We start from the raw sequence: 23,649 nt of genomic DNA on the forward strand, positions 1-23,649 counted from the left end.
CTTACCCGGCCCTGCCCTGACTGGACGACAGCCCGTAGTCTCCGGAGACCAGGGCATCGAACAGGCTCTCATACTCGCGGGCCATGCGTGCTGCTGAGTAGCGGTCAACAATCAACTGACGGGCATTGGCCGCCAGTTGCCTGGCCAGCGATTCATCCGTGAGCACTCGCCTGCAAAGCTTCTCCAGCGCATCCTTGTCGCCATGGGGCGCCAGCAGCCCCGTCACTTCGTGCTCAACCAGTTGGTCCACACCCGGTATGTCATAGGCAACGACGGGCACCCCCATGGCCATGGCCTCCATCAGGCAACGGGGGATACCCTCCAGGGAGGAGGTCATGACAAACAGCCTGAACCCGGCCAGCCGTTCCAGCCGGTCCGACCGGAAGCCCAGGAACGACACCGCGTCACCACTCGGCTGCGCTTTCGCCTGGCGCTCCAGCTCTTCCCGTTGCCGGCCATCGCCCAGCAGGTGGAGCTGCAGGGACGAATCGCCGCTGTACAGACGGTCAAACACCTCCAGCAGGTCCGGCAGCCCTTTGCGGGGGATCATCTGACCGATAAAACCGATGGTCGGGGACGAGGCCGCCGGTTGGTCAGCGGCCACGGGGTCAATTTCGGTCAGGTCAACGCCGTTGCGGATCAGTTGGGTCCGACTGGCGGGAACGCGAAAACGGGCCATATCGGCCACCAGTTCCTCCGAAAGGGGCGCCACCGCATCGAAGTACCGGAGCATATGGGTGCCGATGCGGATAAACGTCGCCAGTTTCCAGCCGGTCTTGCCGGAGAACCCGTGGGGGGTACTCAGGCACCGGATGCCGGTACGCCGCGCCGCCAGCAGTCCCAGGATGTCCGATTTGTACCCGTGGGTATGGATGATATCAATGTCCCGGCTACGTATGATGTCGCAGAGCTTCCGCACCACACCAACATCAAAGCGCCCCTGCATATCAAGATAGTGAACGTCACCCACCTGGCGCGGATAGACCTCCGCCAGGGTCAGGTCCTGGGATTCCGATTCCCGAGTCACCGCCAGGTCGCACACTACGGATTGGTGATCAAGGTTGTTGGCCAGCGCCAGAATCCAGCGTTCGGCGCCATAGAACCCCGCAGGCGTAATAAACTGAAGTACCCTGACTGGGCGTGTCACGTTGTTGTCCCCTTACTGTACGCTCGAATTGCCGATGGTTTGCCGGTGGTCCTTGTGCGGGTACCCTGCTCAGCGCCCTCCCGGGCACGAAATGGCTGGAGGAAGTGTACGTTGATCCCAACGGCCAGAAAGAGCACCATCCAATAAAGCACCTGGGACCTGAACAGATCGATAAAGCTGGCAGTCGCTAGATAACCGATAAACCCGCATTGCAACGCCAGCAACTGAAAGTAGGCCGTATTATCCCCATTCTCCAAGACCCATTTTTTTGCCGTTGACAAGGTTCGATACAGGGACAACAAGGCTATTCCAAACAAAGCCATACCTAACCAACCAGTCTCCGATAATCCCTGGAACCAGATCGAATGGACCGACTTATAGCCGCGGGATCCCTGATACTCCGGTGGCAAGTATTGGGATGAGAGCGTATGAAAGCCAAAAACTCCCGTACCAAGCGGATAGTCCTTGGACATTTCGATCGAAGCCAGCCAGTAGTTGATTCGCTGGGAACCGCTCTTATCCTCGTCTTCAATGTCTTCCAGGGTCTGCATCCTTTCCCAGAACAGGTCGTCAGTGACATACAAAGCACCGGCCAGCCCAAGGATCACGATGGCAACGGCCATCGCACGCTGCCCCTTCCGGCGATACCGGGAAAAGATCATGTACAGGGTAAACAGGCCGGCACCAACCACCACCCCCACGAAGGAGCCGCGACTGTTGATCAGTACCAGTCCATTGGCAATCAGCGCACCACACATCACACACAGGAGTTTGACCCTCTTGTTCCCCATCCAGGCGTAATACATCAACAAGGCGGCGGCGGGAACCAGGGCTGCGGCAAAAAAATTGCCATCCGGCGCATCCACCATGCCAATGCCTTCCACCCTGCCATTGGCATTCCGCCCGGTGATGGTGGCCATGTAACCAATATAGGTTGCGCCGATAATATAGGCCCAGAGCGCCGCATCCAGCGCCCTGGGGGTATTCACCAGTTTATAGGCGACCAGTACGATCACGATCAGTTTTGTGTAGTCAAACGTGAATCGCCAATGTAGCTGCTGGTCCTGCGCCCACAGGTAGATCACGTAATGCCAGATCAGCAGCAGGATGAACCACCGGAATGCCGGCAATGACTTCCAGGGCGACTGCTCACTCAGGTAACGGAAACGGATGCCAAGCATCAACAACATCAGCACGGAGGCAAAGAACGAATAACTGATGCCCGGAATACTGGCGGACCACCACCGATCATCGGGATTCAGAAAGTAGACGATCTCGTAGAGGATGAACGCCGCCGAGCTGCTGTAGAAAAAGGTGGCCATGATGCAGCCAAAGAAGGTCAACAGGAACAGCAACGCAAACTTCGACATCAGTCCTGCTCCCGCCCCGGCCTGGCACTGCTCCAGGTCACCTGGGTTTCGCCCCGGAGGGCTTTCACGATGCCCCGCAGGGAATACAGGTTCACCATCACGAAGTAATAGGGCACCGAGATAAGAATCGGCAGGGCATTCCTGTCGGAGGCAAGGTGCCCTGCTCCGGCCAGTAACAGCACCAGCAGGACACCGGCGGCGATCAACTGGAACACTTCATAGCCCAACACCGCCAGCAACAGGCTGCCAATGGCGCCCACCAGCAGGAACAGCGGGATCAGCCAGCGCAGCAGCTTATGGGAGATCACCTCCCAGGCGAAGAGGCCCACCCGGAAGGGGTTCATCACGTTCTTGACCCGCATCAGCCCGCGGATGCTGCGATTGACGATACGTTCCTTGCGGGCAATCTCCCGACCGAAATCACCGGCGGTTTCCTCGTAGCAGCGGGCTTCCGGATCAAAGATGCCCCGGTAGCCCCTGGCGATGATCTGCAGCGGATTGACGAAGTCGTTGATGTCCTTCTGCTGGAGCGGTTCCCACAGGTGCGAGCGGATGGCATAGATGGCCCCGTCGCCGCCCACCACGGAATGCAGGCGGGACTCCATGGCCTTGATGGCCAGTTCATACCGCCAGTAGAGGTTCTCGTTATGGGCACTGGCACCACGGTCGCCATCGGTGTAGAGGGCGGCACCCACCACGTACCCCACCTGCTCGTCGGCAAAGTTGCGGACCAGCTTACGGATGGCATCCGGGGCGTACATGGCGTTGGCATCGCTGAACACGGTGATCTCCGAGGACAACTGCTCCATGGCCAGGTTCAGCCCCATGGTCTTGCCCAGCCGGCCTTCCTGCCGGATCAGTTTGACACCGACCAGGGCATATTCCCGGACGATGTCGTCGGTGCCATCATCGGAGCCATCGGATACCACCACGATGGTCAACTTGTCCCGGGGATAATCCAGTTCCAGGGCATTCTCGAGCTTGTCGCGGATGACGTCGGCTTCGTTGTAGCAGGAAATCACCAGGGCCACCGCCGGGCGGGTTTCCCAGACACGATGGTTTGGCCCGGTACGCCCCAGGGTCAGCAACCACAAGGCGCATGGGTAGCCCGCATAGACGTAGGCGGGAATCAGCAGGCTGGTCACCGTCACCAGCAACAACAGGATCGTCATAGGCTGATGTACTTCCTTACCGGTGGCCCCAGAACGTTTGCCACGGATAACGGCATTCGCTGCCAGAGGGATTCAATCATGGCCCGCAACCTCCCGGACTGGCCCGACGATGCGGGTCCAGGGATCGGGCGGCCGTCCGGCGTCATGTCGAGCCAACGCAGTTCGTGGGGCCTGGCACCCCACTGTTTCTTGAAGCGGTAGGTGCCCTCGCCGGGGGTGGAACGGCCAAAATCGAAAACCCGACAACCCGTGTCGGTTACCTCAGCCAACAATGCCCAGTACAGGAGCATATTGGGAGCCAGCCGGTTGTACTCCGCCAGGGTGGAGGCCCAGGGAATGCTGGCCCTGGCGCCGTTCACAAGAACCACCCCGGCGCCAACAACCGTGTCATCCAGGAACACCAGCCCCACCTTCATGCGATCCCCGAACGCCACCTGCAGGTCCAGGAACCAGCGCAGGCTGTGTACCGGTGACCCCAGGCGGTGCATATTGATGGCAAACACACGATAGAACTGACGGACGGCCTCCGGACCGGACTGTACCTCCGCCCGCAGGCCGTTCTTTTCGGCCTTGCGGATCTGGCTTCGTAACTTGGGTTTGTAACTGCTGAACAGGGCATCGCTGGTTTCCGGCAAGTCGCAGAGCATGCTGACTTTCGCCAGGGTCTCTTCCTCGGGCCCTTCAACCGCGGGGCCCGGCAGGCGCAGTTGTAGCCCCTTGCCACCACGCTGTTGAGTCAGTTCCCGGGCACGTTCACGCAATGCGGTTTCGGCCGTCTGGCTACTGGCGAGTGGCCCGCCCAGGTCGCAATAGGGCAGGGACACCCAGCGAGCCCCCAACAGTGGCACACGAAACTCGCAAATAGGCATCACTCCGGACAGGTTGCCCCCCGGCGACAGCGCCACCAGACACCAGGGGCGATGGCCATAGGCCGAGGCGATGCTCTCCAGCCACGCCAGGTGGTGGTAGCCGGTGCCGTCCGGGTGCCGACTGACATAGTCATCCCATCCCGCAGCCCGGGCCTCCCTGAGACCTGTCGAGACGACCTCAACATCGTCCGCGCCCGACATTACCTTCTCCTCAACGCCCATAGCCCGCTCCCGGCTCCCCCAGCCAGTGGTTCCTGGCTTCCCGAAGCGCGCTCTCAAGCTTCAGCTTGAAGCGGGGCCGCTGGAGGGCGATCTGGACCAGTTGACGATGACACTGGCCGAGGTTCGACTTGTAGCGTTCATCCCCGCCCATGAAATCGTAATAGTGGAAACCATGATGGCGGTAGTCTTCGATACACAGGCTATGCCCGAGCAGCCCGGGTTTCAGCTTGTTGTCCGTTTCCGTCATCATGCCACCGAGATAGAAGTACACCACCTGGTTATGAAGCAGGTTGTAGAAGGACGCAACAACATCGTCCCCGACTCGTACCGACACCAGGTCCACGCCCCCCTCGGCCCATTGGCTGCGGATCAGCGACCGGTGGAAACGGACGAAATCCGGGTTGGCAAAACCGCTCTGGTCCGGCCCGTTCCCCCAGCGCTCCAGGTGACGGGGACCGATGCTGTCGAACACCGCCAGTGCCTCCTCAACGCTGTCCGGCCTGACCAGCTCCACATCGCCCCGCTGTTCGTACAGCCGGTGTGCCCGGTTGATCTGATACCGGGTATTGCGGGACAGCGTGTCCAGGTAATGCTGCCCACTGCGGCGCAGGGCGTTCAGGTTGACGCCATAGCAGGGCGCCTCCCACCGGATATGCTTGTGCAATCCCATGGTCCGGGCGTAGAAATCGGCCTCATCGGCATCAATCGCCCCCACCACGAATTCGTCCCACGCGTCCCGCTGACTTTCCAGGAAAGCCAGGCAGGCGGCGGAAACGTCACGATCACGGCCATGTTCCGCCAGGAACCCGTTGTACTCAATCCAGATCTGGTCAAGGACCCGGTGCCCGGTCTGGTGCAGGCGCAGGCAACGGGATCGCAATAGGCCATGGCGCCGCTCGTCCGATGCCACCACCATACCCAGGCCGATCAGCCTGTCGCCTTCCCTTACCCGCAACACCCGCACATTGGGCTGGTACACCTCAAGCCAGTGCCCCAGCCACTGCCACGACAGGAACACCGTGGGAGCCGACCGGCTTTCCAGATCTTCCCATTCCTCCCGTAGCTGCTCGGGGGTGACGACTGGCTCCTGGCTAACTTCCAGCTTGTCTGCTGTCATCAGCACCCTACTCCGCCCGCTGTAATAGGTCAGTGGGCCGGATTGGGCTGCTTGACCAGGAATGGACCAATAGCCAGGTAATCCAGCGCGCCCTGCACAAAGGCCCTGACCGCATCCGACGGCGAACTCACGATGGGCTCTTCATGCATGTTGAAACTGGTGTTGATCAGGCTTGGCACGCCGCTGATCTTCTCGTACTCCTTGAGGATATCGTAATATCCCGGGTTCACCTCCCGGCGCACCAGTTGCGGTCGGGCGGTGCCGTCCACATGAACCGCTGCCGGGCAGTTCTCCCGCATGAAATCGGTGCAGTCGAAAGTAATGGTCATGAATTCCGCGCTGTGCTCGGCACCGCGAATGCCGTGGTAGCACTTCTCCCGGGCTTCGTAGAGGGTGACCGGGGCGAATGGCATGAATTCGGTGCGCCCGAGACGCTTGTTCAGCCACTGGTTCACTTCCGGCTCGCTGGCATGGTAGAGAATCGAGCGGTTGCCCAGGGCCCTGGGGCCGTATTCCATGCGTCCATCGAAACGGGCAACCACCTCGCCACTGTGGATCAGCGCGGCCACTTCCGCGGCCAGGTTGTTGGGCCGGGTATACGACAGCCCTTCCGCCTCCAGGGCGGCCTCGATGTCCCGCTCGCTGTAATCAGGCCCGAAGTAGGCGCTGGAGATGGACTCCTTCACGCCCCCCGGCCAGCTGTGATAGAGCGCGGCCCCCGTGCCGCAACCGCCGTCGCCCATGTTCGGGTACACGAAGATGTGGTTGACCCCCTCAAGCTCGAAAATACGCTGGTTCAGCTTGACGTTGGCGGTCACACCACCGGACAGCACTACCGTGTCGATGCCGGTTTTCTCCACCCAATGGCGTACATAGTTGGTGGCCACCACTTCCAGGGCATGCTGGTAGGCCGCCGCCACATCAATCTTCGGAAACTTGGACGCCAGGTAACGGGAGAAGTAGACGTTGTTGGCCTCATAGATCCGGTAGTCCCCGGGCTCCTGCTGGATGCGGCCCAACAGGATATCCCCCAGGATGGCCGGGTCACCGTAGGACGCCAGGCCGACGATCTTGCCTTCGTGGCGGCTGGGCTTGAAGCCAAGACTGGAAGTCACATGCTCGTAGAGTGTGCCCAGGGAATTGGGATAGCTGATACCGTGCAGCCGATGGATCTTGCCGTCCCGCGCCTCGCTGGCGGAACCGGCCAGGCCGGATCCATAACCATCCAGGGTGATGCACAGGGCGCGGTCAAAACCGCTGCACAGGTAGCTGTTGGCCGCGTGGGAAAGATGGTGCTCCATCCGCTTGACCGGCCCGTCCCAGCCCATTTGCTGCAACCCGGTCTCCAGGGCCTTTTCCCACTTCTGGAAGGAGGCCGTCGCCTCCTCACCCCAGTGTCGGGAGCCTTTCAGGGCGGCGTTGTTGGACGCAAGGCGCTGGGCGCCGGCCATGGAGTAGTACGAGCTGTGCAGAAAGCCCTTTTCCATGATGGCGTTCGGGTGTTCCAGGCCATGGATCGGTTCGTTGCGATCCGGCACCCGGGTCAGCGCTTCCTTGACCTGACGGTTAAGGTCGGCGGGCTCGAACCTGCGGATAAACTCGCGTTCGTCCTCCAGGTTCTGCGTGAAAAGCTTGGCCTCGTTCTCCCAGCTCAGGAACGGGTAACACACCAGGTCAAAATCACTCATCCTGCTGCCGGTGTACTCCAGGGCTTTCTCAAGGGCAAGCTGCGGGAACCCGTCCTGCTGCTTTACCCGGGAGAATCGCTCCTCGCCAGCAGCGAACAGGATCTGGCCGTCTTCGACAACCGAGACCGTGGCGTCCTTGTCCAGTGGCGAAATACCAAGCACTTTCATGCAAACTTCTCCATCAGCGTCTTTAACCGGGTGGGAGACGACGCCTCCCCACCCAATTCGTTAAAAAAGAAATCGAAGAACTGCCGGAATGAGTCCAGGAACTCCCGGAGTTGCTGCTCATCCCGCACGTAACTGGTGTGGCCCGGAACCACACTGGGGCTGTGGAAGCTCCAGGTAAAGGTGCGTACCCCGCGACGATACAGGTCGCGGGTCAGCTTGATGTGCTCGGACGACCGGAACCCTTCCGGCGACAGCATCAGCCGGTCGACAATGCCAAGCCGTGACAGGATGCCCGGCGCCTTCAATTTGCGGAACGCCATGGCCAGGTCAAAGATCGGAGGCGACAAACCACCAGCCACCCCGACAAAGCCACCGGTCACCGGCAGTTCCAACACCCGGTTGTCGTTCGGCCCGTACCAGAACGGCCAGGCGTTTTCGTAACGGTAGTCCGGTCCGCCATCCCCCCTGGCATCCAGTGGTGGGCAGATGGACAGGTCAATATCGAAGCCCAGGTCATTGAGGATGGCCGTGGTGTTCGGACCATAGCCGTAGCGACCCGCCTTGTAGATATGGGGCGGTGTGCCGAAGGCAGCCGCGATGGTATCCCGCAGTTCCGTCAGCTTCCGGCGCTCCAGGCTCTCGGGCAGGTTGCCCGGGTACATGTTGGAGCGGGACAGCGATTCCTCCACCGGCGGATTGACCCAGGGATGCAGATGGGCGCCGATTTCACACTGGCCAGCCTCAAGGAAAGACTTCAGGGGCGCGATGCTGCGTTCCTGGCTGGCGATGGAGTAATCCACCACGTAGCAGGGCACGATGCCATACTCGTTGAAAATATCCTGCGCCCGATGGATATGGTCCATTGCGGTGACCGCAGTAGCCTTCGGATCCGGGTCCGCGTTCCAGTCGAACTCCTCCTCCGTGTCAATCACAACCATGAGCTGGGGAGGCGTATCCGCGGGGAGTTGTATGGTCTTTCGGTTCTCAAACACAGCGTCTTCCCTGTTATTCCTTGCGGTGATGCCTGTCTGGCTACCACGCCGATTCCATGCCGTCCCAGCCGAGGGTGACAAAGACCTTCGCCCGGTACTCTTCTTCATCCGTAACACCACGGGTAACCGCGGTTTCGAACGAGGTTCCCCAGGAGGCCAGCTCGGTCAGCCGGTGCCGATAGGTCACGCTGAACCGGTGAATCTCGTCATCAATCTGCCCCCTTTCCTCCAGGGCATCCGCCTCCCAGCGATAGTCAACGTCCAGGGTCTTCAGATCAGACACCTCGAAGCCAACACCCAGTCCGGCAAGGTACTCCCAGATCTCATCGCTGGTGGCGACCTCTTCATCCTTCGCCACCTGAGCGACCACACTGACCGTGCAAAGGTCACAAAACCGGCTGGAACGGTGGGAGAGGGTCACCTGGTCCCGAACCGTAACACCTTGGTATCGGATGGAGAATTCATCCTCAAAGCTCGGACCAGAGATGGGACCCAGGGCCAGGTCCAGCAGGGTACTGCTCTGGGAGCGGTCGTAACTGAAACGCGTGTTGGCAAGGTCGGTTACCCAGATTCGCTCTAGGGAACCGATAATCGCCTCATTTTCAAAACCATTACTTTCAGCCCGGGAGAGGCCCGTGGACAGATTGAACGATCCATCCTCTAGCATTGATTGCAGCCCGACGGAGGCGGAGTCAATTGTGATGTCGTTGGTGTCTTCCTGTTCCTCCCATGCCCTTGTGGCCATAAGAAAAACGGAACTCAGCTCTGACACCTGTCGAGTCAGGGTGGCGTTCGCACTGACGGACTCCCCGTCTGGCACGTCCCCTTCTTCCCAGGTTTTGCCCCCCTGGCCGGACACCCGGAAGGTGGTCAAGTCACCGGGATAGAAATTGACACCAGCGCCGGCACTGACCGCATTCTGGGTATCGTAGTCAAAGTTATCCACGGCAAAACCGGTGTCATTACGCACGGACCGTATGGTGTGTCCGGCGTTGAAATCGAAGCGACTGCCGGGCTCGAAGTAGTTGTAACTTGAGGAGCCACGCAGCCAGAAATTGTCGTCGTTGCTCCTGCCAACGCTGCTGCGCGCCGTTTCGAGACTCGCGCCATAGCGGCCATTCAGGCTGTGCGGCCCGGACGTAAACGCCGCGCCGACATCACCATTGATCCCGGCCCCGGCACGGGTGTTGTTGTCATCTTCGTATCGGGTGTGGGTGAGGTCCGAAAACAGGGTGGTGGTCGCGGTGTAGCGACTCTCGGGCAGACCGTCTTCCGCGGCGTAGGACACCGGAGTCTGCCCCATCAGCAGCACGAGTGTCGCCACAACATGGCCTCGGGGCCACCGTTTGTGGAAAGCGCGTTCCATGCCATACCTCATTGCTGGAAAACCAGGCCGGAGAACTTCTCCGACCCGAGCGTTTCAACAGAACTGACAATATCGTCCGGGGTGACCTCGCCGAAGGGAACGCCAAGCACCACCTGGTTCGCATACCGCACCAGAATGTGGGCTTCGGTGCTGGCCTTGAGTGGTGGCGCATTGATGATCAGGAAACGATCCGGGTAACGGCTTTTCAGCTCCCCCATCAGGTCACGCATCCTGACGGCGGAGAACAGTTCCACGGCGGAAGCGGACTGGGTACCGGCGGGCACCACGCTGAGACGATCCACACCACTGGGGTAGATGATGTCCTTCACCTTAAGGGATTTGTCGGCCACGAAGTCCGTGACGCCCAGGTTCATGGGAGAGGAGACAAGATGTCCCAGGTCGCTGTTCCAGGGATTGCAATCCACCAGCAACGCGGAACTCTGGGCATCCATGGCGAACGTGGCCGCCAGGTTAAACGCGGTCAGCACCGAGTTGTCCTCTTTTCCCAGAGAGGAGATCAGCACCGAAAAATTGACGGCGCCGGCCCTGTCGCGCAGTTTGATGCGAATCTCGCGGAACGCATCCAGGATGGCCTTGTTGGCCATACCCGGGTAGATAACCTTGCGTTCCCTGAGATCGTCCAGGGTCCAGGGGCGGGGATTGTCGATCAGGTCCAGTGACACTGAGGCGTCATAGACCGACGGTGTGCGTTTTTCCCGCTTTTCCTCCACCATGGTCCAGTTGGGGCCCGGTTCGGCATAGGACCGCTCCGTTCGAGCGGGTTCTTCGGACCAGGTATGCCCGATATAGGTCGGTTCCGACGCGGCGTTGTTTGCCACACCTTCCTGCCCGGAGTCCTCGGGAACCTCATCCACCTCTGCTGCCTGGGCAGCCCGTTCCGCACGATGACGTTCCTGGGTTTTCAGCAGAGCATTGTAGAGCTTGTTGTTGTCCATGAATTCTAACCGCCCTGACCGGTGCCGGACCCGGTAATCGTGTCCATGATCTGTGCCGGCGTCACATCGAGGATGCTGAATACCATTATGGCCAGGTAGACGCCCATGAACACCACCAGAAGTCCAACGATGAATATCACATCCTTGCGAAGCAAACGTTCCTTCCAGCTACTGGAGTAGTGCGGAACGGATGCGAGCACGGGGATGTTTTCCGGAAGCTGCGTCAGCAACGTCCGACTGGAACGGACCCGGTTATCGAACATGACCAGGGCCACCAGCAGGCCCAACACCATGGTTCCACCCAGGAACGGACCCGCCATGCCCACCTCGTACAACTGCAGGCCATCCCACTTGGTGGGATAGGAGGCAGGCTCCTGGATCCGGTAACTCACACCCTGCCCCTGCACATCCAGCGTCATGGACAGGCGGGCTTTCTCGCGGCGCTGCAACATGTCCTCATACACGCCTTTCGTCACATCGTAGTCACGGGTCAGTTCGGACAGTTCCGCCTGATTGGCCGCCACCCGTTCGGCCCGCTCAAAGGCTTCTGCCAGAAGATTCTCCAGGGATTTAAGCCGCTTGCGCTGAACTTCGAGGTCGGTCTGGGCATCGGTCAACTTCAGGCGTAGCTGTTCGTAAACCGGGTTCTCGATTACCTCGCTGGACCCCACACTGCGTTGCCCGACATCGCCCCTGGCCTTCCGGGCCCGCAGCTCCTCAAGTTGCCCCAGCACGGAGGAAACATCCGGATGGGTGTCGTGGTACCGGAGCCTCAGGTCGGAGAGTGTCTGCTCAAGCTGGGCAATCTTCTGGTCCACTTCCGATAACCCGCCACCGGTACTGACCGACCGGTATGGCCGCTCCTCCTGAAGCTGGGAAGCGGTCAGCTCAACTTCCTGTTCACTCTGCTGGATTTCCAGCTTGAGGTTCTCAATATCGCTTCTGAGACTTTCGATTCTGGCCTGGACGCTGGACTGGGTTCCATCCTGATTGTTGGCCCGGAACTCCTTGAGCCGGGCTTCCGCTTCTTCCAACTGGCGCTTGTAACTCTTGACCTGGGCGTCGATGAACTCATAGGCGCCCTCACTCTCTGATCGCTTCTTGCTGGAGGTGCGCTCGATGAAGCGGTTCAGAGCGGCGCTCAGCACACGAAACGACTGATCCGGATCGCCGCTCCGATAACTGAGTTCAAGGAAATTGCGGTTGGACACCCGCATGTTGAGGGTGTCCCGGAGCCGACCGGTGACGCCGTTTTTCTCCACATCCGTTTCACCGCCATCAAGCAGCCCCGAGTCAAAGGCCACCTGCTCCAGGTAGGACCGGCTCTGCAACATCTCCCGGGCCTCATTGACCCGGTCAATGGGGGTAACCTCCGCACTGCCGCGCAGCAATGGCTCGAGGATCGTTGAGGAATCCGCGTACAGCAGTGCCTCGGAGGTGTAGGTCTTGGGCGTCACGTAACCCAGGCCCAGGACCCCGGCCGTCACGCACATGAAGATGATGGCGGCCAGCACCCGATAGCGGTAAAGCTCCAGCTTGACCGCGTTGATCATATCGAGAATGTACCGCCAGTCCATCAGAGTTCTCCGCGCAGCAAGGTCTTGCGTGGGACGCTGACCACATCACCCGGCTGGATGGTGTAATTGGTCCTCATATCGCCATCTTCCAGGATGGCTTCCAGGTCCAGACTGAAGCTCTCGTATTCTTCGCCGGTATGGCGATGCATCACCGCCCGATCCCCGGCAGCGAACGGGGTCAGACCGCCGGCTTCCAGCACCAGGTCAAGCACGGTCATGCCCTGACGGTAGGCCACGGAAATCGGCTGCCCCACCTGACCGGTAATACGCACACGGTTGCGGTATTCCGCGCTGACCGGACTGTCGACCATCACCGTCACTTCCGGACTGCGGATGACTTCGCTCAGCCCTGCGCTGATTTCCGCCGCCAGGTCCTCCGGCCTCAGCCCCTCGGCCTCCACGTCCCCCATCAGGGGCATGGAAATATTGCCGTCAGGCCGAACCACAATGCTCTGGCTTAACTCCGGATTCCGCCACACATGGATCGACACGGTGTCGCCCACGCCAATGCGGTAGGGTTCCGGTTCCGTGGCCGTCACGGGCGGATTATTGCCCCCTTCTGGTACGCCGGCACAGGCAGCCAGGAAACTGGCCAGCATGACCATGATGGCCGTCTGCAGCACTGTTATCCGCTTGGTATCCATATCGTTTATCGCACCCCTTTGCCCAGTAGCACCACTTCAACGGTCTGGATCATGATCAGGAAATCCATCACGATGCTGTGGTTCTTCGAGTAATACAGGTCGTATTCCAGCTTGCCCCGGGCGTCCTCAATGGAGGCGCCGTAGGGGTAATTCAGCTGCGCCCACCCCATAAGCCCCGGCTTCACGTAATGCCGGGTGTTATAGAATGGCACCTGTTCCTTTAACTGTTCGACAAACTCCGGCCTTTCCGGACGGGGGCCGACGAAGCTCATCTCCCCCTTGATCACATTCCATAGCTGGGGCAGCTCATCCAGCCGGGTATTGCGGATGAAAGCACCAACCCGGGTCACACGACTGTCGTTCTGGGAGGCCCAGCGGGCCTTGCCGTCCTTTTCCGCGTCCTGGCGCATGCTGCGGAACTTGTAGATCCGGAAGAGCTTGCCCCGGGCGCCGACACGGTTCTGGCTATAAAGGATAGGTCGTCCACTTTCCAGCACAACGGCCAGGGCGGTCAATACCATGAATGGCGCCAGCACCACGGTGAGCAAAAGCGCGATAACCAGGTCCACCACTCTCTTTGTCATATCCCGTGACTTGGAGGCCTTGAAGCCGTCGGAGAACAGAATCCAGGACGGATGGACCAGCTCCAGCCGGGCCTTTTTCAGCTCACGCTCGTAAAAGGCCACGGCGTCGGTCACCTCGATGCCACGAAGCTTGCATTCCATCAAGGAATCCACCGGGAGCTGCCCCCCTTCACTGCGGCGGCGCTCCTGCTGGCAAATAACGATCTCCGAGATCCGGTTCTGCTGACAGAACTCGAAGAAATCCGTGGGTGCGGGCAAATGGTGACGGCGATCCACCCTGGGGTCGGCGGAGTCGGGGATACACCCCATGATGCGAATACCCGAGGCTTTCAGGTTGGTCTGGTAATCCGTCATCAGCGATTCGGCGAACTCGCCACCGCCATAGATCACCACGCGCCGGGCCAGCTGGTCGGAATCCACCACCTTGAGGAAGAGCTGCCGGATGACAGTGACCAGGAGAATGGCCAGCAAGACCGCCAGAAACAGCTTGTCGCTGCCCGGGCTGACATTGGGCAGGACCATATAGAGAATTGTCAGGGCAAGCCCGCCGAGGAAACAGAAGGCGACCAGGGTGCGGAAGAACATGGAGGCAAAACCTTCCCGCACCATGGCGAAATACACGCCCATGGCCAGGGTGCCGCAACTCATGACAAGGGCAAACAGCAGCGCGGACGCGGCACCGGTATCAAAACCCGAACCATATCCGCCCACCTGGTCCAGCACGAACCCCAGCAGGTAAAATGTTCCGAAAAGTACCGCAAATTCCAGGGCGCCAAGCACCAGGTATGGAAGATGCAGGTAATGCTTTCTGATGCGTATATAGGACACACCAAACATCCTTGTCGTCTCTATAAAACTCGATGGGCCGGCACTGGCAAGAAGCGAGACCTACCAGTTCGACCCGCAGCTAACCGAATCTGTCAGACGACGCGTGAGAGCTTTATTTCCTAAAATTCATTTTGCGCCTGACATATGACAATCTCAAGGTGCCATGTATCAATCCGTAACGGAATTTTACAACTATTTACGTTGTCATGCGACAATGTTCGAAAGTCGATCGTGAATGGCGATGACAAGCAGGTCCGTTAAGGCTACTATTTGAACGGATCCAGGATCTGGATAGATCCTGTTGTGGTTTTTTAGGGAGACGGAGAACGGAGCCTCCTATGACGGAACCAGTTCAAGCGACCGCCCGAGAGGACGGCCGCCGCGCAGGGACTCTGCACGCGCTGAGTGTCGATGTGGAGGACTATTTTCACGTAGCCGCCCTGTCCGGTGTGATTGCCCCCGAAGACTGGGGAACACTTCCGTCCCGCGTGGAACAGAACACGGAGCGACTGCTGGAGTTGTTCGACCGGCGCCAGGTCAAATGCACTTTCTTCGTGCTGGGATGGGTGGCCGAACGTTATCCGGCGCTGATCCGCAAGCTGGCCGACCACGGGCACGAAATAGCGTCCCACGGTTACAGCCATCAACTGGTCTACAACCAGACCCCGGCGGTGTTCACCGAGGAAACCCGAAAATCCAAGGCGATACTGGAAGATATCATCCAGCAGCCGGTCACGGGGTACCGGGCGGCCAGCTACTCCATCACCCGGGAATCCCTGTGGGCCCTGGACATCCTGGCGGAGCTCGGCTTCACCTGGGATTCCAGTATATTCCCCATCCACCATGACCGGTATGGCATACCGGATTCGCCCAAGACCCCCTATACCATCCAGACCAGTACGGGCGTTGCCCTGAGGGAGTTTCCGCTGACCACGGCGAAGCTGTTCCGGATGAATATCCCGGCTGCGGGGGGCGGCTATTTCCGGCAGTTTCCCTACCCGCTGTTCCGGCACCTGTTCCGGATGGCCAGCGCCGGGGACACCCAACCACAAATGTTCTACCTGCACCCGTGGGAAATCGATCCGGACCAGCCCAGGTACAACGACGCCAGCTGGTTCTCCCGTTTTCGCCACTACACCAACCTGGATAAATGTTACGGTCGACTGGAACGCTTGCTGGGGGACTTTCGCTTTGGCACGGTGAGCCAGAGTTACGAGGAATATAAGCCGGATCGAATCAAACTGCACCAGAACGAGATGATTCGCCTGGCCTGACCACGACGGACGAGCAACATGTACCTCGAACACTTCGGATTACGCCGACACCCCTTCCGGATGACCCCGGAAGATGATTTTGTCTATATGAGCCAGCAGCACTCCCGGGCGTTCGTGTACATGAACTCCGCCATCTGGAGTCCGGAAGGGTTTGTGGTTATCAGTGGTGAAATCGGCTCGGGCAAGACAACCCTGCTCAAGAAGACCATTCGCAGCCTGGACGGCAACCTGAAACTGCTGCACGTGTCCTACACCAACCTGAAATCCGACGATTTCTTCCGCCTGCTGATCCACCAGGCGGGCATCAAGACCGAAATGGACAGCAAGGTCACCATGCTGTTCGCCATCATGGACTACCTGCAGATGATGGCGGATCGCGGGACACCGGTGGTACTGGCCGTGGACGAAGCCCAGAACCTGACCAAGGAAAACCTTGAGGATATCCGCATGCTGGCGGGCCTGGAGGGCCTGGGCGGCCCCGCCATGCGGGTGATCCTGCTGGGCCAGCCGGAACTCAAGGATCACATCCACAAGATCCAGCAGCTTTCACAGCGGGTAAAACTGTTCTTCCACCTGGAAGGACTGTCCGAGAAGGAAACCGGCGAGTACATCGACTACCGCCTGCTGGTGGCCGGCCACAAGGGCGCCCCACTGTTCGACGAAGCCATGGTCCACGATATCTTTGCCATGAGCGCCGGCATCCCACGGGTGATCAACAAACTCTGTGACGGGCTGATGATGTGCGCCTACTCCGATGAGCGTGATGTGCTGGACCGGCGCGACCTCAAGGAAATCCGCAAGGACCTGCTGGGCGATGCCCCTGATCCGGACAGGAAACCGTCCATCCCCACCAGCACCAGTTCGGCGGACTTTGAACCACCGGCCCCGGCACCAGCGTCGCTGAGCGGTAGCGGTGAACTGGGTACGACGCTCTCGCGCATAGCCGATGCCCTGGAAGGCATCGACCGCAAGATCGGCATGCTGTTGCACGACAAGGCGGACAACCCACCGCCCCAGGACTCGGGCAACGTGAAACCCCTGTCACCGGGCCGGCACCGGAGTAATTGACCAGGCTGGAGCTGGGCCCCGACATCTAGTGACAAATTTATCCAGGGATGGAACAAATTGGACTTTCAGGTCGTTAGCCCGATCAGAGATACAGAAACCTTTGCCCGAGGCAGAGGCATTCGAGAGCTGAAGCGACTCGTGCGTGCCTACGGAAAGGGAAACTGGCGGAAACGGAAGGGGTTTGCGAAAATCAGATTGGCAAACGGTCTGGAATGCCTTGCCGAACTCCATTGGTATGAGGCAAGCGGCATCGGCAAGAGAGAAATCAAGATCAAATCGCTACTGGACTAACTATGGCCCATCATTTTGTAGTCTGTATAGACAATGACGGATATGAGGTATCGCTGGAGCGCCGAAAGCTCTATGAAGTCATCAGCGACGAACGCGCCGACGCTCTGGCCATGATTCGCATCGTTGATGAATCTGGTGATGACTATCTGTATCCAGCCAACCTCTTCGAGCCTGTTCCCCTTCCTCAATCACTGGAAGAAAAACTGGCCAGCGTCGCTTGAACTTCCGGGACTCGGGGTGACCTGACAGCCACCCCGACTCTCTGAAGATCAAATATGCTCCACTTCCTCAATTTCGTATTCCACGGTGCCGGAAGGCACGCGGATCGCCACCACATCGCCCTCGCTCTTGCCCACCAGGGCCCGGGCAATCGGGGATGAAATGGAGATCTTGCCACCCTTGATGTCGGCCTCGTCCTCGCCAACGATCTGGTAGACCACCTGTTCGTCCGTTTCCACGTTGAGCAGGTGGACGGTGGTGCCGAAAATCACCTTGCCGGTGTTCTCGATGCTGGTGACGTCAATCACCTGGGCGGCGCCCAGCTTGCTCTCGATCTCCTGGATCCGCCCCTCGATAAAGCCCTGCTGTTCCCGGGCGGCATGGTACTCGGCGTTCTCCTTGAGATCGCCGTGCTCACGGGCGTCGGCGATGGCCTGGATCACCTTGGGACGCTCGACAGACTTGAGCTGCTGAAGCTCTTCCCGCAGGCGTGCTTCACCATTGATGGTCATGGGTACTCGAGTCGTCATAGTCACTTTCCTGAATGCAGTTCCTGCAGACGGCGTACCGTCCGCTCGGGTCCGAATTTGATCGCGCGGCAGAAGGCTTCGCCACCCGCCAGCGTGGTTGTATAGGTCACTTTGTGCTGGAGGGCCGACTGGCGGATCTGGGCGGAATCCGCAATGGCCTTGCGCCCCTCCGTGGTGTTGATGATCAGTTGCACCTGGCCGTTCTTGATGGCATCCACAATGTGCGGACGGCCTTCGCCCACCTTGTTGACCCGTTCCACGTCCATCCCGGCCTCAGTGATGACCCGGGCGGTACCCGTGGTGGCCACCAGACTGAAACCGGCATCCACCAGGTCCCGGGCCAGTTTGACCACACCGGCCTTGTCCACTTCACGCACGGAGATAAACGCCGTGCCCTTGGCCGGCAACCGCTCCCCGGCGGCCAGGGCTGCCTTGGCAAAGGCCTCGTCAAAGCTGTCTCCAACGCCCATCACTTCACCGGTGGACTTCATCTCCGGCCCGAGGATCGGATCCACCGCGGGGAACTTGTTGAACGGGAAGACCGATTCCTTCACCGAGTAGTGGGTTGGTACGATTTCGGTGGTAAAGCCCTGCTCCTTCAGGCTGCGGCCGGCCATGCAGCGGGCGGCTACCTTGGCCAGGGAGACACCGACCGCCTTGGAGACGAATGGCACCGTCCGGGACGCACGGGGGTTCACCTCGATCACGTAGATCTCGCCGTCCTGCCAGGCCAGCTGCACGTTCATCAGGCCCACAACATCCAGCTCCAGGGCCATTTTCCTGACCGCTTCACGCATCTCGTCCTGCACGTCTTTCGGCAGGGTGTATGGCGGCAGGGAGCAGGCGGAATCCCCTGAATGCACGCCAGCCTGCTCGATATGCTGCATGATACCGCCAATGACCACGTCCTCGCCGTCACAGATGGCGTCGATATCCACCTCGATGGCGGCATTGAGGAAATGATCCAGCAGCACCGGGCTGTCGTTGGACACCAGCACGGCATTGCGCATGTAGCGCACCAGCTCTTCTTCGTTATAGACAATTTCCATGGCACGGCCACCCAGCACATAGGACGGGCGAACCACCAGCGGGTAACCGATTTCCCGCGCCACCAGGACACCTTCCTCATGGCTGCGCACCGTGGCGTTTTCCGGCTGCTTCAGCCCCAGACGGGTAATCATCTGCTGGAAACGCTCCCGGTCCTCGGCGCGGTCGATGGCATCCGGGCTGGTACCGATAATGGGCACGCCGGCCGCTTCCAGGCCACGGGCCAGTTTCAGCGGCGTCTGGCCGCCGTATTGTACGATGACCCCCTTGGGCTTCTCCTTGTAGACGATCTCCAGCACGTCTTCCAGGGTGATGGGCTCGAAATAGAGCCGGTCACTGGTGTCGTAGTCGGTGGAGACGGTCTCCGGGTTACAGTTGATCATGATGGTCTCATAGCCATCCTCGCGCATCGCCAGGGCGGCATGGACACAGCAGTAATCAAACTCGATGCCCTGGCCGATGCGGTTGGGGCCGCCACCGATGACCACGATTTTTTCCCGGTCGGAGATGTCCGCCTCGCACTCCTCCTCGTAGGTGGAGTACATGTAGGCGGTGGAGGACGCAAACTCGGCGGCACAGGTGTCCACCCGCTTGTACACCGGGCGCACGTCCAGCTCATGGCGCAGTTTGCGCAGCGATACTTCGGAGATACCCAGCAGTTTGGCCAGGCGGCCATCGGAGAAGCCCTTGCGCTTGAGGCGGAACAGGGTGTCCCGATCGATGTCGGAAGTACCGGCCGTTTTCAGGGACGCCTCTTCCAGGATCAGATCTTCAATCTGCACCAGGTACCAGGGATCCACCTTGGTGTGACGGAACACTTCGTCCACGGTCATACCGGCGCGGAAAGCCTCGCCGATGTACCAGATGCGTTCCGCACCCGGCACGTTCAGCTCCTTGATCAGGGTTTCGCGACCGCTGGTGCTGTCCAGGTCCACCTTTTCCTCGAACCCTTCCGAGCCCACTTCCAGGCCACGGAGGGCTTTCTGCATGGACTCCTGGAAGGTGCGACCGATGGCCATCACCTCACCCACGGACTTCATCTGGGTGGTCAGGCGGGCGTCCGCCTGGGGGAACTTCTCGAAGGTGAAGCGGGGAATCTTGGTGACCACATAGTCGATACTGGGCTCGAAGGACGCCGGGGTAATACCGCCGGTGATGTCGTTCTGCAGCTCATCCAGGGTGTACCCCACGGCCAGCTTGGCCGCCACCTTGGCAATGGGGAAGCCGGTGGCCTTGGAGGCCAGGGCCGAGGAACGGGACACCCGCGGGTTCATCTCGATGACCACCATGCGGCCGTTGTCCGGGTTGACGCCGAACTGTACGTTGGAGCCACCCGTCTCGACACCGATTTCACGCAGCACCGCCAGCGAGGCGTTCCGCATGATCTGGTATTCCTTGTCGGTGAGGGTCTGGGCCGGGGCTACGGTGATGGAGTCACCGGTGTGTACACCCATGGCGTCGAAGTTCTCGATGGCGCAGACGATGATGCAGTTGTCGTTCTTGTCCCGAACGACCTCCATCTCGTATTCCTTCCAGCCGATGAGCGACTCATCGATCAGCAACTCATTGGTGGGGGACAGGTCCAGTCCCCGGGTGCAGATCTCCTCGAACTCTTCCCGGTTGTAGGCAATACCGCCCCCGGAGCCCCCCATGGTGAAGGACGGCCGGATAATGCAGGGGAAGCCGATCTCATCGGCCACCTGCCAGGCTTCTTCCATGGAATGGGCCATGGTGGCCTTGGGGCACTCCAGCCCGATCCGCTTCATGGCCTTGTCGAAACGGTCCCGGTCCTCGGCCTTGTCGATGGTATCGGCGTTGGCACCGATCATCTCGACGCCGTGTTTTTCCAGGATACCGTGCTTTTCCAGGTCCAGGGCGCAGTTCAGCGCGGTCTGGCCGCCCATGGTGGGCAACAGCGCATCCGGCTGCTCCTTCTCGATGATCTTCTCGACGGTCTTCCAGGTGATCGGCTCAATATAGGTGGCGTCGGCCATGGCCGGGTCGGTCATGATGGTGGCCGGGTTCGAGTTCACCAGGATCACCCGGAACCCCTCTTCACGCAGGGCCTTGCAGGCCTGGGCCCCGGAATAGTCAAACTCACACGCCTGGCCAATCACAATGGGGCCAGCGCCCAGGATCAGGATGCTCTTGATGTCGGTCCGCTTTGGCATTTCTCAGTCAACCTGTCAGCAAAATTCAGATTCGTAGGGCCTTTCGGCAACGCTGTGTCGGGCGTCCGCTTACGCGGACCGTGCTTCCATCAGCCGGATAAACTCGTCAAACAGCGGAGCCACATCATGGGGCCCCGGGCTGGCTTCCGGGTGTCCCTGGAAGCTGAATGCCGGCTTGTCCGTGCGTCGGATGCCCTGGAGCGAGCCGTCGAACAGGGACTTGTGGGTCGCCTCAACGTTGTCGGGCAGCGTGGTCTCGTCCACCGCGAAGCCGTGGTTCTGGCTGGTGATCATCACCGTGCCATCCCTCAGGTTCTGTACCGGGTGGTTGGCACCATGGTGACCATGGCCCATCTTCACGGACCTGGCGCCACTGGCCAGCGCCAGCAACTGGTGCCCCAGGCAGATGCCGAAGACCGGTACCTCGGTTTCCAGCACCTCGCTGATCGCCTTGATGGCGTAATCGCAGGGCTCCGGGTCGCCGGGGCCATTGGAGAGGAACACCCCGTCCGGATTCATGGCCAGCACGTCCGATGCCGGGGTCTGGGCCGGCACGATGGTCAGGTCACAGCCACGGCTGGCCAGCATGCGGAGGATGTTCTTCTTCACGCCGTAGTCCCAGGCCACAACCTTGAAACGGCTCTCGGTGCGCTTGCCATAGCCCTCACCCAGCACCCATTCGGTTTCATCCCAGGTCCAGGTATCCTTGCGGCACACTTCCTTGGCCAGGTCCATGCCCTTGAGCCCGGGGAAGGCCTTCGCCAGCTCCAGGGCTCGCTCAGCGGTAGCGCCCTCGCCCGCCACGATGGCGCCATCCTGGGAGCCCTTGTCCCGCAGGATGCGGGTCAGGCGCCGGGTGTCGATGCCGGCGATGCCGATGCGGTTGTTTTCCTTCAGGTAGTCGGACAGGGTCTTCTGGCTGCGCCAATTACTGGCCAGCAGCGGCAGGTCACGGATAATCAGGCCGGCGGCGTGGATATCGTCGGATTCCACATCCTCGTCATTGATGCCGGTATTACCAATATGAGGATAGGTCAGGGTCACGATCTGACGGGCGTAGGACGGGTCCGTGAGGATCTCCTGGTAGCCGGTCATGGCGGTATTGAAAACCACCTCACCACTGGTTTCGCCGTCGGCGCCGATGGCGACTCCGTGAAACAGGCTTCCGTCTGCGAGTGCAAGGATGGCTGGTGTACTCAAGGCGTGTATCCTCAATCGGGTTCGTTTGGGCAAACGGGAACGCAAGCGCAAATTCAGGTCGCAAAAAAGCGAGAGGGGGTGTTGCCCCGTCCCGCTCTTGTATCCGCCCTCGGAAGTCATCCGGAATCCCGGGCGGGCTTTGTCTTCAGGCTACGCTTGGTGCAGTTAAATCGCCTTATTGTAGGAAATATGACGATCTGTGTCCATCTGAAAGACCTTGCTTGCCACGGAATCCACGGAAGAACACGGAAAAAACAAAAAAGATAAAGACGTTATTGGCCACGAAATCCTTCATCTTTTTTCCTTCCGTGTCCTTCCGTGGGTTCCGTGGCCAAAATCAGTCTTTCAGGGACAACACATCCTGCATATCGTACAGACCGGCGGGCCTGCCCTGCAGCCAGTGGGCTGCACGGATGGCGCCCTTGGCAAAGGTCATGCGGCTGCTGGCCTTGTGGGTGATCTCGATGCGCTCGCCCATAGTGGCAAACAGCACGGTGTGGTCGCCCACCACATCCCCGGCCCGGATGGTCTCGAAACCGATTTCCTTCTGGGGGCGCTCGCCGGTAAAGCCTTCACGACCGTAGACGGCGCATTCCTTCAGATCCCGCCCGAGGGCATCGGCAACGGCCTCGCCGAGACGCAGGGCGGTGCCGGAGGGAGCGTCCTTCTTGTGGCGGTGATGGGTCTCGATGATCTCGACATCATAGTCATCGCCCAGTACGGACGCTGCCGTCTGCAGCAGGTTCAGCACTACGTTGATGCCCACGCTCATATTGGGCGCAAACACCACGGGCACCCGGTCGGCCGCCACCTTGACCTGCTCCTTCTCGGCGTCCGTCATGCCGGTGGTACCGATAATCACCGACTTGCCGTTCTGGCTGCAGAACTCCAGGTTCTCCAGGGTCAGGTCCGGGAAGGTGAAATCGATCAGGACATCGAATGCATCCTTCACATCGGCGATGCTTCCAGCCAGGGCCACGCCATTCTTGCCGATGCCGGCCATTTCACCAGCATCCGCGCCCACCAGCGAGCTTTCCGGATGGACGATGGCAGCGCCCAGGGACAGATCATCCGCCTCGTCAATGGCTTCGATCAGCACCTTGCCCATTCGACCGGCCGCGCCGGTTACCGCAATCCTTGTCATGGCAG

At 60.1% G+C, this 23,649-nt stretch carries 19 protein-coding genes; 3 read left to right on the top strand and 16 right to left on the bottom strand.

Going from position 1 to position 23,649, the window contains the following annotated elements; translation table 11 throughout:
- Position 1 precedes the first annotated feature (1 nt).
- Genes RO069_RS01415 through RO069_RS01470 form a run of 12 tightly spaced genes read right to left on the bottom strand, consistent with a single transcriptional unit; the run spans position 2 to position 14,709 of the window.
- A complete protein-coding gene (locus RO069_RS01415; protein ID WP_328184827.1) occupies positions 2-1,147 on the bottom strand; it encodes a glycosyltransferase family 4 protein in 1,146 nt (381 codons plus the stop codon).
- On the bottom strand, positions 1,144-2,517 hold the full coding sequence (locus RO069_RS01420) for an O-antigen ligase family protein (protein ID WP_328184829.1): 1,374 nt from the start codon (positions 2,515-2,517) through the stop codon (positions 1,144-1,146). Before RO069_RS01420 ends, RO069_RS01415 begins: the two co-directional genes overlap by 4 nt.
- On the bottom strand, positions 2,517-3,689 hold the full coding sequence (locus RO069_RS01425; protein WP_328184830.1) for a glycosyltransferase family 2 protein: 1,173 nt from the start codon (positions 3,687-3,689) through the stop codon (positions 2,517-2,519). Before RO069_RS01425 ends, RO069_RS01420 begins: the two co-directional genes overlap by 1 nt.
- Positions 3,686-4,759 (bottom strand): FemAB family XrtA/PEP-CTERM system-associated protein, encoded by a 1,074-nt coding sequence (locus tag RO069_RS01430; RefSeq protein WP_328184831.1) that lies wholly within the window; start codon positions 4,757-4,759, stop codon positions 3,686-3,688. Before RO069_RS01430 ends, RO069_RS01425 begins: the two co-directional genes overlap by 4 nt.
- Before the next feature lie 10 nt (positions 4,760-4,769).
- Entirely contained in the window at positions 4,770-5,897 is a 1,128-nt protein-coding gene (locus RO069_RS01435; protein ID WP_328184832.1) for a GNAT family N-acetyltransferase, read from the bottom strand.
- 29 nt (positions 5,898-5,926) lie between these two features.
- Complete coding sequence (locus RO069_RS01440) at positions 5,927-7,753, bottom strand: carbamoyltransferase family protein (RefSeq protein WP_328184833.1); 1,827 nt, start codon at positions 7,751-7,753, stop codon at positions 5,927-5,929.
- A complete protein-coding gene (locus RO069_RS01445) occupies positions 7,750-8,745 on the bottom strand; it encodes a polysaccharide deacetylase family protein (RefSeq protein WP_328184835.1) in 996 nt (331 codons plus the stop codon). The genes RO069_RS01440 and RO069_RS01445 overlap by 4 nt, the downstream gene beginning before the upstream one ends.
- A gap of 40 nt (positions 8,746-8,785) precedes the next feature.
- On the bottom strand, positions 8,786-10,069 hold the full coding sequence (locus RO069_RS01450) for a hypothetical protein (RefSeq protein WP_328184836.1): 1,284 nt from the start codon (positions 10,067-10,069) through the stop codon (positions 8,786-8,788).
- 50 nt (positions 10,070-10,119) lie between these two features.
- Complete coding sequence (locus RO069_RS01455; protein ID WP_328184838.1) at positions 10,120-11,067, bottom strand: polysaccharide biosynthesis protein; 948 nt, start codon at positions 11,065-11,067, stop codon at positions 10,120-10,122.
- 5 nt (positions 11,068-11,072) lie between these two features.
- Positions 11,073-12,644, bottom strand: coding sequence for an XrtA system polysaccharide chain length determinant (locus RO069_RS01460; protein WP_328184840.1), 1,572 nt, complete (start codon positions 12,642-12,644; stop codon positions 11,073-11,075).
- Entirely contained in the window at positions 12,644-13,288 is a 645-nt protein-coding gene (locus RO069_RS01465; protein WP_328184841.1) for an XrtA/PEP-CTERM system exopolysaccharide export protein, read from the bottom strand. Before RO069_RS01465 ends, RO069_RS01460 begins: the two co-directional genes overlap by 1 nt.
- A 5-nt stretch (positions 13,289-13,293) precedes the next feature.
- The gene (locus tag RO069_RS01470) at positions 13,294-14,709 is read right to left on the bottom strand and encodes a TIGR03013 family XrtA/PEP-CTERM system glycosyltransferase (protein WP_328184843.1); all 1,416 of its coding nucleotides are present in this window, start codon (positions 14,707-14,709) and stop codon (positions 13,294-13,296) included.
- 329 nt (positions 14,710-15,038) lie between these two features.
- Here RO069_RS01470 and RO069_RS01475 point away from each other — a divergent pair, with 329 nt between their 5' ends.
- From RO069_RS01475 to RO069_RS01485, 3 genes are all read left to right on the top strand, one after another.
- On the top strand, positions 15,039-15,974 hold the full coding sequence (locus RO069_RS01475) for an XrtA system polysaccharide deacetylase (protein WP_328184844.1): 936 nt from the start codon (positions 15,039-15,041) through the stop codon (positions 15,972-15,974).
- Positions 15,975-15,992: 18 nt separating this feature from the next.
- The gene (locus RO069_RS01480; protein ID WP_328184845.1) at positions 15,993-17,042 is read left to right on the top strand and encodes an ExeA family protein; all 1,050 of its coding nucleotides are present in this window, start codon (positions 15,993-15,995) and stop codon (positions 17,040-17,042) included.
- 293 nt (positions 17,043-17,335) lie between these two features.
- Positions 17,336-17,554: a hypothetical protein gene (locus tag RO069_RS01485; RefSeq protein ID WP_328184847.1), complete on the top strand. Its 219-nt coding sequence runs from the start codon at positions 17,336-17,338 to the stop codon at positions 17,552-17,554.
- 48 nt (positions 17,555-17,602) lie between these two features.
- Here RO069_RS01485 and greA read toward each other — a convergent pair whose 3' ends face one another.
- The 4 genes from greA to dapB form a co-directional block, all read right to left on the bottom strand.
- Positions 17,603-18,082: a transcription elongation factor GreA gene (greA, locus tag RO069_RS01490; RefSeq protein ID WP_328184849.1), complete on the bottom strand. Its 480-nt coding sequence runs from the start codon at positions 18,080-18,082 to the stop codon at positions 17,603-17,605.
- A gap of 2 nt (positions 18,083-18,084) precedes the next feature.
- The gene (gene carB / locus RO069_RS01495) at positions 18,085-21,300 is read right to left on the bottom strand and encodes a carbamoyl-phosphate synthase large subunit (protein WP_328184851.1); all 3,216 of its coding nucleotides are present in this window, start codon (positions 21,298-21,300) and stop codon (positions 18,085-18,087) included.
- Positions 21,301-21,369: 69 nt separating this feature from the next.
- Positions 21,370-22,500 (bottom strand): glutamine-hydrolyzing carbamoyl-phosphate synthase small subunit, encoded by a 1,131-nt coding sequence (carA, locus tag RO069_RS01500; protein ID WP_328184852.1) that lies wholly within the window; start codon positions 22,498-22,500, stop codon positions 21,370-21,372.
- 337 nt (positions 22,501-22,837) lie between these two features.
- On the bottom strand, positions 22,838-23,644 hold the full coding sequence (gene dapB / locus RO069_RS01505) for a 4-hydroxy-tetrahydrodipicolinate reductase (protein ID WP_328184853.1): 807 nt from the start codon (positions 23,642-23,644) through the stop codon (positions 22,838-22,840).
- Positions 23,645-23,649 lie beyond the last annotated feature (5 nt).

It is taken from the genome of Marinobacter sp. OP 3.4 (assembly GCF_036224885.1).
Taxonomy (GTDB): Bacteria; Pseudomonadota; Gammaproteobacteria; order Pseudomonadales; family Oleiphilaceae; genus Marinobacter.